The organism is Candidatus Halobonum tyrrellensis G22 (assembly GCF_000495475.1).
GTDB lineage: Archaea > Halobacteriota > Halobacteria > Halobacteriales > Haloferacaceae > Halobonum > Halobonum tyrrellense.
This window is the reverse complement of the sequence record NZ_ASGZ01000024.1, coordinates 34480-46212: the sequence shown is the minus strand read 5'-3', so window position 1 is coordinate 46212 and position 11733 is coordinate 34480. Positions and strand designations below refer to the sequence as shown.

Here is an 11733-nt window from a genome sequence, read left to right as displayed (position 1 = left end):
CGTGCCACCGGGCCGACCCCGACGCACCCGGCGAACCGCTGGGTCGCGGTGGGTCGCGGTGAGTCGCACGCCCGGCGCCCGCCGACACGCCGCCGGGACCGCCGCGCTCGCGCCGACCGCGGGACGGCGGAGGCGTCGGCGCGTTCGGGAGTACCGCGCCGACCGGGCCGGACGGACGTGCGGAACCCGGCCGGCGTCCGACCCGAATGTATTCGGTGGTGATTTTTACGCGAACCGGACGTACGTCCGGATATGCAACCCGACCTCGACCGGTTCGACTCGCGCCGCTCGACCGTCTACGGCCAGCGGGGCGTCGTGGCGACGAGCCAGCCGCTCGCCTCGCAGGCCGGCGTCTCCGTCCTCGAAGACGGGGGGAACGCGTTCGACGCGGCGGTGGCGACCGCCGCGGCGCTCAACGTGGTCGAGCCCACCTCGACCGGTCTCGGCGGCGACGTGTTCGCGCTCTACCGCACCGCCGACGGCGAGGTGGGGGCGATGCGCTCCTGTGGTCCGGCCCCCGAGGGGGCGACTATCGAGCAGGTGCGCGAGTCGGTCGCCGACGAGCAGGGGGTCGACCCCGCCGACGCCGAGATGCCCGCAACCGGCGCGCACGCCGTCACCGTCCCCGGTACCGCCCGCGGGTGGGAGGTGACGGCGGAGGAACTCGGGACCAAGCCGCTCGGCGACCTTCTCCAGCCGGCGATCCGCTACGCGACCGAGGGCTACCCCGTCTCGGAGGTCATCGCCTCCCAGTGGGAACACGGCGAGGAACTGTTCGACTCCGAGCACGCCCGCGAGGCGTTCCTCTTCGACGGCGCGGCGCCCGACGTGGGCCAGCGGGTGACGCTGCCGCGACTCGGCGAGACGATGGAACGGATCGCCGAGGCGGGCGCGGACGTGGTGTACGAGGGCGAAATCGCGGAGGCCATCGCCGAGGAGGTGCAGCGCGAGGGCGGGTTCATGACCGTCGACGACCTCGCGTCGTTCGAACCGGAGTTCCTCGACCCCGTGAGCACGACGTACAACGGCGCCGAGGTGTACGAACTCCCGCCCAACAACCAGGGACTGATCGCGCTCGAAGCGCTCAACGTCGCGGAGGAACTCGGCGCGGGCGAGTACGACATCGACTCCCCCGAGCGGGTCCACTACTTCTCGGAGGCGCTGAAGCTCGCGTTCCACGACGGCCACCGCTACATCACCGACCCCGCCTTCGAGGAGCACCCGCCGCTGGGGTCGAAAGCGTGGGCGCGCGAGCGCGCCGCCGAGGTGGGCGGGACGGCGAACCACGACGTGAGCTTCGGCGTCCCCGACGCGAACGCGGAGGACGCCGACACCGTGTTGCTGTGCGTCGCCGACGACGAGGGGAACGTCGTCTCGTACATCAACTCGCGGTTCGCGGGGTTCGGCTCGGGACTGGTCGCCGGCGAGACGGGTATCGCGCTCCAGAACCGCGGGGCGTCGTTCTCGCTCGACCCCGACCACCCCAACTCGCTCCGGCCGGGGAAGCGGCCGTTCCACACGCTGATCCCGGCGCTCGCGAAGTTCGACGAGGACGACTGGGCGGCGTTCGGCGTGATGGGCGGGTACATGCAGCCGCAGGGGCACCTGCAGGTGGTCTCCAACATCGTCGACTACGGCCTGCCGCTGCAGGCGGCGCTCGACCGGCCGCGGTGGCGCTACCGCGAGAGCGGCGAACTCGCGCTCGAACCCCACTTCGACGACGCCGCGGCGGCGAAACTCGTTCGCAAGGACCACGACGTGCGGACGCTCTCGCCGGGGCTGTTCGGCGGCGCACAGATCGTCCGCAACGACGGGGGAACCCTCTCGGGGGCGACCGAACCCCGGAAGGACGGCAACGCGCAGGGGTACTAACCCGGACGCGGGTCCCGCCGGGGTCGGCCGGCGACCGGGCCGCCGTCGAGGCGCTCTCGCTCCCGACTCGGTTCGGACCGGGCCGGCCCAGTTCTCTCGTTCGGTTCGGCTCAGTTCGGGTCGGGCGTGGGCGACCCGCCCGTCGTCTCCTCGGTCTCGTCGGCTTCGTCGATCTCCTCCGCCTCGTCGGTTTCCTCCGCCTCGTCGGTCTCGTCGGTCTCGTCGGTCTCGTCGGTCTCGTCGGTTCCTTCGTCGTCTCCCTCGCCGGTGCCGCCACAGCCCGCGAGGGCGACGGCGCCCGCCGCTCCCACCGCGGCGGCGAAGCGGCGGCGGCCGAGTCGACTCGCTCCGGTGTCGTCGCTGGGTGTCACGTTCGGTCGTCCGCCTCGCGGCCGCGGACGAAAAGCGTCGTGGCCGTCACACCCGAAAACGGACCGCTCGGTCACATCTGCGTACGGGTACCCGCCGTCTCGATTCACAGTCGCCCGCGAGTGGGTTACGGCGACCCGGCCGGGTCGCGGTCGGCTGCGTCCGACCGCAAGCGACACGGCGGTGCGGCCGGGAGTCGGGGTATGCGCCAGTTCGTCGTCTGCGGCCACGACGCGCCCACGACTCCCGACTTCCCGCTCGACGACCTGCCGGGCGCGGCGGGACGGCTCGACCTGCTGTGTCGGTGCGTGAACGCGGGGCTGTTCGTCTCGCACGGCATCCGCGAGGACAGCCGGGTCCACCTCGTGCTCGGCGACGAGTACACCGTGCGGTTCGACGGCGCGAGCGCGCGCGGGCTCCACCCCGACGAGCGGAGCACGGCGGCGCGGGTGCGCTCGGCGCTCGAATCCCGCGACGACGCCATCGGCCACATGCCCGCGGAGGTGGCGCCCGGGGTGGAACTCTACCGGATGGGGCTCGCGGAGACGCTCGACTCGCTCGACGGCACGCTCGTCCAGTTGCACGAAGCGGGAGCGCCCGTCGCCGACCTCGCCCCGCCCGCGGACCCGGTGTTCGTGCTCTCGGACCACAGCGACTTCGCCGACAGCGAGGCGGACCTGCTCGCCCGGCGGGCGGACGAGCGGGTGCGGCTCGGACCGCGGGCGGTCCACGCCGACCACTCCATCGCCGTCGCGCACAACTACCTCGACACCGACGGCTACGCGACGTACTGACGCGGGCGGCGCGTCGGGGCGCGCGACGCCGCCACCGGGGGTTTCGCCGCGACTTCCGGAAGGGTTAAAGGAACTCGTGGCCACCTTCCGTGTGCGGGCCGGTGGGGTAGCTTGGTATCCTTCGGCCTTCGGGTGGCCGTAACCGCGATTCGAATTCGCGCCGGCCCACTTCTCCCGCATCTGTTTACCGCAAGTGGTTAACCAAGAATACATTCGAGAGAACACGACACCCTTCCGCGCATTGTTCGTCGTTCGGTTATTCTACTCTCATCTACCAGATCCCGTCATCTACGATGTGCTTCCTTACTCCCAGTGCAAGCGCTAGTCCGGCGAGAAGTGCCATTGAGTCAGTTCCTTCAGATGGAATCACTTCCGCGAGCGAATAGTCGAAGAATCCATACGCCAATACCCCCATCAAGAGTACGAATCCGGCCGTATGGGTGAAGCCACGATGGGTCGAAAACGAATCGAAAGCCGACCCTATAGCTGACAATACCGACGGAAGGAGTGTCAATCCTACGTACATCCCTATTACTATTGAACCTACTCCTACCATGGGATTAGAATAGAGTTCGTCAAGGTACGAGGCAGAAGCGAACAGCCCAGTAACGTATGCGAGGGTAGCTACAATCCCACCTGCAACACTCAGCTTTCGTCTGGGGATCGAGGATTGATGGTCAATATCCGGAAGCGCGGCTCCAACGAGAACCAGTAGGAAATTGAGACCGGCGAATATACCCGCTACTCCCGGGTTAAATCCGTTTCCGACTCCGCCGACTAGTGTTATGGAACCTACTAGTAGTGCGAGTGGGAGGGCGTTTGAGCGGTGTTTTCCGTACGAAGGCATGGCTACCTATTAGTCTAGATGGTAATAAAAATATCTCTAATAGGTTAGGTGACGATCGTATATAGTTAATATATGATCCTCCATCACGGATATTCTCACGAACTGGGGTTCGACTCGGCTCCTTTCGGTCCCGGCGGCCCAATCCTCCGGTATGCAAGGACTCCGCTGGGTACAACTGAGCACGACCGAACTCGACGGGTTCCTCGGGAGCGGCGGGACCGGCGTGTTGTCGCTCGGCACCGACCCGGAGGACTCGCCGTTCGCGGTGCCGGTGTCGTACGGCTACGACCCGGAGACGCGCGCGTTCTACTTCCGACTCTCCGTCCCCGAGGGGAGCGGCAAGCGCGAGTACGTCGACCGGCCCGTCACGTTCGTCGTCCACGACCGGGTCGACGACCGGTGGCGGAGCGCCGTCGCGACCGGCCGCCTGCGGGACGTTTCCGAGGCGGACGCCGACTCGGCGCTCCTCGCGGGGCTGTGGGCGGTCGACATCCCCGAGGTCGACGTGTTCGACCGGCCGCCAGAGGAGGTCGAGTTCCGCCACTACCGGCTGGCCCCCGAGACGCTGACGGGGCGGAAGGAGGTCGCCGCGTCCGCGTGAGCGCCGCACAGCCACCGCGCTTAGTGGCCCGGCGCCCGAACCCCGAGTCATGGCCGACGAACTACTGATCTACGGGTCGTACGGCTACACGGGGCAACTCGTCGCGCGGGAGGCCGTCGAGCGCGGCCGCTCGCCCGTCCTCGGGGGGCGGCGCGCCGAACCGCTCGAGGCGCAGGCGACGACGCTGGACCTCGACCGTCGGGTGTTCAGCCTCGAACACCCCCACGTGATCGAAGAACGGGTCGCGGAGTTCGACGCGGTGTTGAACTGCGCGGGGCCGTTCTCGCGAACCGCCGACCGACTGGTGTCGGCGTGTATCGAGACCGGGACGGACTACCTCGACATCGCGGGCGAGATAGACGTCCTGGAGGCGGTCGCCGAACGCGACCGCGAGGCCGAACGCGCCGACGTGACGCTGTTGCCCGCGGTCGGGTTCGACGTGGTGCCGACCGACTGCCTGGCCGCACACGTCGAGACGCGGCTGCCGTCGGCCACCCACCTCGCCATCGCCATCGACGGGATGGGGACGTTCTCGCCGGGGACGCTCAAGTCGATCGTCGAGGGGTTCACCCGACCGGGTGCGGTCCGCGAGGAGGGGACGCTCCGGGAGGTGCCGCCGGCGTACAGGCGCCGCCGGGTCGACCTCGGGCAGGGAGCGAAGCCGGCGGTCACGGTGCCGTGGGGCGACATCTCGACGGCGTACTACACCACGGGCATCGGCGACATCGAGACGTACGCGACGGTCCCCGCGTACGCCGCCGACCTCATGGAGCGGACGCGCGACCTCGCGCCGCTGATGGGGTCGCGGCCGGTCCGGTGGGCGCTCGAGTCGACGATCGACCGGTTCGTCTCCGGGCCGACCGCCGAGGAGCGCGCGAACAGCGTGAGCCGGGTGTGGGCGGAGGCGACCGACGACGAGGGCGGCCGGGTCGCCGCCCGCCTGCGGACGCCCGACACGTACGACCTCACCGCCGAGACCGCCGTCGAGTCCGCGCGACGCGTCGTCGACGGCGACGTCGCGGACGGTTTCCAGACGCCGGCGTCGGCGTTCGGTCCCGACTACGTGCTGGAGTTCGACGGCGTCGCCCGCGAGGACGCCACCGACGGCGTCTCGGTCCCGGTCGACGACTGACCCGACCGGCGGCCCGCCTCGGACCCGCGGGCGGACCGTCTCGTCGCCGGCGTCGTCGCTCGACGCACCTGCCGGGTGGTCCGTCGGCGAGCGTCGGTCGCGGCCGCTCCGGCCACTCCACTTTCAAACGCCGCGGCCGACCCGCGGGTATGGCTACGAGTTCGTCGGTCGTCGGCACGGCCAAACGCGTCTTCTCCGACGTCTCCGAGAAGAACGTCACGTTCATGGCGGGCGGTATCGCGTACAACGCGCTGGTCTCGCTCGCCCCCGCGCTCTTGCTGCTGTTGTTGGTCGTCTCGCTGGTCGGCGGCGGCCTGGAGGCGCGGATCGCCACCGTCGCGGGCGAGTGGCTCCCCGGTCCGATCGCGGACCTGGTGACGCGCGTGTTCGAAGGCGACGCGTCCGCCCCGGGGGCGTCGTTCGTCGGCTTGGTCGTCCTCGTGTGGGGGACGCTCAAGATATTCCGGAGTCTCGACACCGCCTTCTCGGAGATCTACGAGACGGAGGACGAGAACTCGCTGGTCGACCAGTTGAAGGACGGCGCGGTCGTCCTGGCAGCGCTCGTCGTCGCCGTCGTGGCGATGGTGGGCGCGAGCGCCGCCTTCTCGGTGTTCGCCGACGCGCTCCCGCTCGGCGGTCTCCTCCCGCCGCTCGTCCTCGTGGTCGGTCTCGGCGTCGCGTTCTTCCCGATGTACTACCGCTTCCCCGACGCCGACGTGGGCGTCAGCGACGTGGTGCCGGGCGTCGTCTTCGCCGCCGTGGGGTGGGCGGCGCTCCAGGGATTGTTCCAGGTGTACCTGACGTTCAAGAACCCCGACTCGGGGGCGTTCTTCGGCGGCGTCATCGTCGTGGTCACGTACCTCTACTTCTCGGGGCTGGTCCTCCTCGTCGGCGCGGTGGTCAACGCCGCCCTCGGCGGCCACTCCACCGGCGCGCCGGGTGGCGTCGGGCGCGGGGCGACCGACGCCGAGACGGACGAGCGGTCGCTCGACGGCGACGACCTCGCGACGTACCTCGCCGACCTCCGCGAGGGGCTGACCGGGCGGTACGACGGGATGCGTCCGACCGCCCCCGCCGAGGAGCGCCCCCGACGGGCGGGTGCGGTCGACGTGACCGAACACACCACGACCGACGGCGACACCACGCGCCGGACGGTCACGCTCCAGTGGGAAGCGGAAGGAGACGCGGACGGGGACTCCCGGACGGACGGCGACTGACCGGCACGCTCACTCGGCGCGACGCTCGACACCGCTCGGCTCGCGGTCGTGTCTGGGTGCGGCGATCACGACCTGTCCCGGGAGTACCGTGACGTCGCAGTCGGCGACGCTGAACGTCACCTTCCCCTCCACCTTCGGGTTGGCGCCGTTGAGCGAGGCGACGCAGGCTTCGAGGCGGTCGGGGTCGATCTCGGGGGCTAACGGCGGGATCTCCGTCGGATCGACCCCGCGTACGTCCGCGATCGCGAGCACCAACTCGACCACCAAGTCGTCGGTGACGGCGTCGTAGTCGAACCGGTACACCCCGACCTCGTCGTCGTACCACAGGTTTTCGACGGAGCGGTGTTCTCGGGTCATGAGCTCTCGGCCCCGCCCGGCGCGGGATCTGAACTATTCTCGGGCCGCACAGGTAAAAATCGAATGGTAATAAATGTAAATAACGGGAACCTGCTCACGTGTGGGAACGTTCCCACGAGTGGGAACGGATGCGAGCGTGGCCGCCGGCGGGGTGACCTGGCGAGTGACCCGCTCAAAACAGGGTGACGTACTCCGCGTCGGCCGCGTACCGTTCGAACAGGTCGGTCGCCCACGCGACCGCCGCCTCGCCGTCGAGTTCGACGAACGCGTGGGAGACGCCGGCGTCGTCGTGGGCGGTCATCCCGACCGTCCGGTCGAAGACGAACAGTTCGAACGGGCAGCAGTCGTGCGCCCGGACGCACAGGCCGCCCTCGGCGGCCGCCTCGCGCGACTCCGAGCCGTACTCCGAGAACAGCGTGTCGACGACCGCCCGGTCGAATATCGCCTCGATGTCCGCGCCTCGCTTGGCGTGACGGACGCAGAGATCGACGTACAGCGGCGAGACGACCGTCGAGAACATCCGCATCGACTCGGCGTCGGCCATCAGGTCCGACACCCGCTTGACGGTGAAGTGGGCCCGCCCGGCGGGCGGTTCGACCACCGTCGCGTCCGCCAGCAGGTCGAGCGGCAGGTCGACGCCGTCGAGAGTCGCGTCGCGGAAGAACGGCTCCGCGCGGCCGATCGCTCGGAGTTCACGGCGGACCGACGCCACCCGGGTGGCGACGAGCCGACCCATCTGGGTCAGTTCGTACCCCTGTTCGCACCGGCTGACGACCCCCAGGTCGCCCATCCGGTCGAGCACCCGGTGGATCGTCGACCGCGACGCCGAGAGGTCGCGTTCGAGGTCGCCCGACCCGACCGGTCCGTCGGCCAACCGTTCGAGCATCGGGCCGCGCTTGACCACCTCCGTGATGTCGTCGTCGTTCATACGGTCGTGTCACCGTCCAGCGTCTGCTCGTGTCGCCGCCCCCGCCGCGGACGCCCCGGTCGTTCGGTCCACTCAGAGGTCGTCCGTCCCGGCCTCGTCGATCTCGGGTTCGATGTCGTCGCCGGACAGCGAGAGCCCGTGTTCCGCCTCCGCGTGCGTCCGAACGAGGCGGACGACCTCCTCGCGCGAGTCCGCCCTGACGGCGAAGTTGCATCCGTCCTGATAGCACTCGAACTTGTACGGCATCGTTCGAAACCGTCCCCGCAGACGCCGATAAAGACTTCGGCGCTACGGGCTCGAAATGAAAGGCCCTACCCGTCACCCCGCTGTGAGTTCGTCGGCGAGTCGAGCCGCAGGGAAGGAAACGGAACCCACAAGGGACCGTCCGCCTCACCACCGCGTAGACGGCGAATGACTCAGGGATCCGACCCGGCGCGACTCGTCGTGGTGTGCGGGCTACCCGGAACCGGGAAGACGACCGTCGCGACCGAGGTGGCCGAACGGGTCGGCGGTCGCCTCCTGCGGACCGACGTGGTCCGGAAGGAACTCGTCTCGGACCCGGCGTACACCGACGCCGAGACCGAACGGGTGTACCGCGAACTCCTCGACCGCGCCGGGCGGACGCTCGCCGGCGGCGGATCGGCCGTCGTCGACGGCACGTTCCGGACGGCCGACCTCCGCGGGCGCGCCCGCGAGACGGCCGCGGCCGCCGGCGCGGACTTCCGGCTGGTGAAAGTCGAGTGCGAGGAGGCGGTCGTCCGCGAGCGAATCGCCGCCCGCGAGGACGACGAGAGCGACGCCGACTTCGCGGTCCACCGCCTCCTCCGCGAGGAGTTCGACCCCGTCGCCGACGCCGGCCTCGTCGTCGACAACTCCGGCGACCGCGAGACGACCCGCCGTCGGGTCCACGAGCGGTTCTGAGCGGTTCTGCGATTCTAGCGGCTGGGCGGTTCTGAGCCGTCAGACAGGTGAGTAACCCAGCGACCCAGTGGCCGGACGGTCAGACCGGACGTGCGTGGTTAGATTCTGACGCGAAACAAGAGAAAAATTCGAGACCTCTCCCGAGCGCTACCCGTATGAGCGTGGATGGGGATCCGACAGCGCTGCGGGCGGCACTCGAAGACGCACTCGACACCGCGGCGGACGCCGACGCGCGCTACTACCTTCGGACGGCGCTCCAGTTGTACGACGCCCGGCGCGACGCGGCGGCGACGCCGGCCCGCGCGGGGAACGCCGAGGGGACGAACGGTCCGGAGGGGGCCTGAACCGGCCGTATCGACCCCGCCCGCCCCGACGGCCGCGGGGGCGATACCGAAGGTTTTTGCCCCAAACCCGACTCCGGACGGTCGATGACCGCCAGCCGCGGCCGCCGTCTCGTCGTCGCAGGTCTCCTCGTGTTCGTGGTGACCGTCGGCGCGAGCGCCGCCCTCGCAGCGCCCTCCGGCGGCCCCGCCCCCGCCCTCGACGACGACCGCCCGACGCTCGTCGGCTCGCAGGGCGGCGGGACGGGGTGGCACCGGTTCGGCAGCGTCTACCTGCTCGACGGCTCCGACGTGGCGTGGACCGAAGGCTCCGCGGACAGCTACTTCGACGTCCAGCGGCTCGACGACGGGCGCGTGCTCGCGGGGTTCATGGACTCGGGGTACACCGACTGCGGGCCGTACGACGCCCCCTGTACCCACACCGGGTTCCGGATCGTCGACCCCGACGCCGCGGACGGCCCCGCGGTGGTCGACGAGTACGGCTTCCCCGTTCGCACGGACTCGAACAGCGAGGTCCACGACGCGGAGCCGCTCCCCGGCGGCGGGTTCCTCGTGACCGACATGGAGCACGAGCGCCTCCTGATAGTCGAGAACGGGTCGGCGGTCTGGTCGTGGAACGCCTCGACGGTGTACGACGCGCCCGCCGACCCGACCACCACCGACTGGCTCCACATCAACGACGCCGACCGCATCGGCGACGGCCGGTTTCTCGTGTCGGTCCGTAACGCCAACCAACTCCTGATCGTCGAGCGAACCGACGACGGCGGACGGGTGGTCGAGACCGTCAACGCCGACGACGGCGGGAGCGACGCCTCCTGCGTCGGCAACGGCCAACTCCGCGACACCGACGGCGACGGCGACGTGCAGTGCGGCGACCCCGACGTGTTGAACCACCAGCACAACCCCCAGTGGCTCGGCGACGGCGCGGTGGTGGTCGCCGACTCCGACAACGACCGCGTGGTCGAACTCCACCGGACCGAGTCGGGCGAGTGGGAGGTCGCGTGGGTGCGGACCGGGGCGGCCGGGGCGGCGTTTCACTGGCCGCGCGACGCCGACCGCCTCCCGAACGGTCACACGCTGGTCACCGACACGCTGAACAAGCGACTGGTCGAACTCGGCGAGAACGGCAGCGTCGTCTGGAGCTACCGCACCGAGCGGATCCCCTACGAGGCGGACCGCGTCCCGCGGGAACTCGTCGGCGGCGTCGACGCCGACCTGCCGCGCGCGTCCGGTGACGCGACCGACCCCGTCGACGCGACGCCCGACGCCGGCGTGCCCGTGCTGTCGACGCTGGTCGTCGGGCTCCGCGCGGCCGCACCCTGGGCGCCCGTCTGGTTCGCCGAGACGCAGGTCGGGCTGACGCTGGTGTCGCTCGCGCTCGTCGTCGGGGGCGGGGTCGTCGCGGTCCGCGACCGACGGTAGGCGACCGGGAGGAGGCGGCGCCGCGCGCGGCCGGACGGTGGCTACCGGCGTCGCGTCTATCCGAGGGTTCATCCGCGAGAGCGCGTCCACTCCCGGCGTGAGCTGACCCCCTCCCCGGCGCGCTCCGCGGTCGTGCGGCGCCGCGCGTCGGGACCGACCGCGTCCGCGCCGCCGGCCAGCCACTTCGAGACCCGGAGCCGCGGCGCCGTCTTCGGGTCCGCCGCTACCGCCGCCCGGGGCGGTGCGTCCCGCCGGTCCGACCGACCCGGGCGGTCCTGTCGACTTTTCCCGCGTCGGGGACACGCCCGGGTATGGACGACGCCGACCGCGACGGCGGGGGCGACGCGCCGACCGGGACCGCCGTCGACACCGACGGGACCGACGCAGACGATGGCGGCGCACTCGCGTGGGAGACGCGCGAGAGCCGCCTCGACTACTCGTGTCCGGGGTTCGACGTGCGCCGGGACGCGGTCCGGTTCCCCGACGGCACCGACGGCGAGTACCACTACGTCGACGAACCGCCCGCCGTGGTGGTGCTCCCGTTCACGCCCGACGGGTCGGTCGTCTGCATCGACGAGTGGCGGCAGGCCGTCGGCCGCGTCAACCGGGGGATCCCCGCGGGGTCGATGGAGTCCGGCGAGGACCCCGCCGAGGCCGCGGCGCGGGAACTCCGCGAGGAGACGGGCCACGAGGCGGAGACGCTCGACCCGCTGGTCACGGTCGAGCCGAGCAACGGGGTCGCGAACTCGGTCCACCACCACTTCGTCGCCCGCGGCTGTACGCCGACGGCCGACACCGCGTTCGACGCCGACGAGAGCATCCGCCCGGTCACCGTCGACTACGCGACGCTGCGGGAGGCGGCGCTGTCGGGCGACCTCCGCGACGGCCGCGCGGTGCTCGCGGTGTCGAACTACGAGGCGAGCGACGGCTGA

14 protein-coding genes and 1 tRNA gene are annotated in these 11733 nt (G+C 70.6%); 10 read left to right on the top strand and 5 right to left on the bottom strand.

Annotation, left to right across the window (positions count from 1 at the left end):
- The first annotated feature begins 252 nt into the window (after positions 1–252).
- Positions 253–1872 carry a gamma-glutamyltransferase gene (gene ggt / locus K933_RS07325; protein ID WP_023394065.1) on the top strand — a complete coding sequence of 540 codons (1620 nt, stop codon included), beginning with the start codon at positions 253–255 and terminating at the stop codon, positions 1870–1872.
- Positions 1873–1982: 110 nt separating this feature from the next.
- Here ggt and K933_RS18980 read toward each other — a convergent pair whose 3' ends face one another.
- A complete protein-coding gene (locus K933_RS18980) occupies positions 1983–2243 on the bottom strand; it encodes a hypothetical protein (protein ID WP_023394064.1) in 261 nt (86 codons plus the stop codon).
- A gap of 201 nt (positions 2244–2444) precedes the next feature.
- Here K933_RS18980 and trmY point away from each other — a divergent pair, with 201 nt between their 5' ends.
- A complete protein-coding gene (trmY, locus tag K933_RS07315; RefSeq protein ID WP_023394063.1) occupies positions 2445–3035 on the top strand; it encodes a tRNA (pseudouridine(54)-N(1))-methyltransferase TrmY in 591 nt (196 codons plus the stop codon).
- 95 nt (positions 3036–3130) lie between these two features.
- Positions 3131–3203, top strand: a tRNA-Pro gene (locus K933_RS07310).
- Between the two features lie 103 nt (positions 3204–3306).
- Here the strand turns inward: K933_RS07310 and K933_RS17450 are convergent.
- Complete coding sequence (locus tag K933_RS17450; protein ID WP_080509224.1) at positions 3307–3882, bottom strand: metal-dependent hydrolase; 576 nt, start codon at positions 3880–3882, stop codon at positions 3307–3309.
- A gap of 151 nt (positions 3883–4033) precedes the next feature.
- Here K933_RS17450 and K933_RS07305 point away from each other — a divergent pair, with 151 nt between their 5' ends.
- From K933_RS07305 to K933_RS07295, 3 genes are all read left to right on the top strand, one after another.
- The gene (locus K933_RS07305) at positions 4034–4483 is read left to right on the top strand and encodes a pyridoxamine 5'-phosphate oxidase family protein (RefSeq protein ID WP_023394062.1); all 450 of its coding nucleotides are present in this window, start codon (positions 4034–4036) and stop codon (positions 4481–4483) included.
- A gap of 49 nt (positions 4484–4532) precedes the next feature.
- On the top strand, positions 4533–5615 hold the full coding sequence (locus tag K933_RS07300; RefSeq protein WP_023394061.1) for a saccharopine dehydrogenase family protein: 1083 nt from the start codon (positions 4533–4535) through the stop codon (positions 5613–5615).
- A 149-nt stretch (positions 5616–5764) separates the two neighbouring features.
- Complete coding sequence (locus K933_RS07295) at positions 5765–6832, top strand: YihY/virulence factor BrkB family protein (RefSeq protein ID WP_023394060.1); 1068 nt, start codon at positions 5765–5767, stop codon at positions 6830–6832.
- A gap of 9 nt (positions 6833–6841) precedes the next feature.
- On the opposite strand, the gene K933_RS07290 is transcribed toward K933_RS07295, so the two are convergent.
- The 3 genes from K933_RS07290 to K933_RS17445 all read right to left on the bottom strand — a co-directional run bounded on the left by K933_RS07290 (position 6842) and on the right by K933_RS17445 (position 8363).
- Entirely contained in the window at positions 6842–7189 is a 348-nt protein-coding gene (locus K933_RS07290; RefSeq protein ID WP_023394059.1) for a HalOD1 output domain-containing protein, read from the bottom strand.
- Positions 7190–7361: 172 nt separating this feature from the next.
- A complete protein-coding gene (locus K933_RS07285; RefSeq protein WP_023394058.1) occupies positions 7362–8117 on the bottom strand; it encodes a helix-turn-helix transcriptional regulator in 756 nt (251 codons plus the stop codon).
- A 72-nt stretch (positions 8118–8189) separates the two neighbouring features.
- On the bottom strand, positions 8190–8363 hold the full coding sequence (locus tag K933_RS17445; RefSeq protein WP_023394057.1) for a DUF1059 domain-containing protein: 174 nt from the start codon (positions 8361–8363) through the stop codon (positions 8190–8192).
- A gap of 165 nt (positions 8364–8528) precedes the next feature.
- On the opposite strand from K933_RS17445, the gene K933_RS07280 reads away from it, so the two are divergent.
- The 4 genes from K933_RS07280 (at position 8529) to K933_RS07265 (ending at position 11733) form a co-directional block, all read left to right on the top strand.
- Positions 8529–9038, top strand: a complete 510-nt coding sequence (locus K933_RS07280; RefSeq protein ID WP_023394056.1) for an AAA family ATPase — start codon at positions 8529–8531, stop codon at positions 9036–9038.
- A gap of 155 nt (positions 9039–9193) precedes the next feature.
- The gene (locus K933_RS07275) at positions 9194–9382 is read left to right on the top strand and encodes a hypothetical protein (RefSeq protein WP_023394055.1); all 189 of its coding nucleotides are present in this window, start codon (positions 9194–9196) and stop codon (positions 9380–9382) included.
- Between the two features lie 84 nt (positions 9383–9466).
- A complete protein-coding gene (locus tag K933_RS07270) occupies positions 9467–10801 on the top strand; it encodes an arylsulfotransferase family protein (protein WP_023394054.1) in 1335 nt (444 codons plus the stop codon).
- 311 nt (positions 10802–11112) lie between these two features.
- Positions 11113–11733, top strand: coding sequence for an NUDIX hydrolase (locus K933_RS07265; protein ID WP_023394053.1), 621 nt, complete (start codon positions 11113–11115; stop codon positions 11731–11733).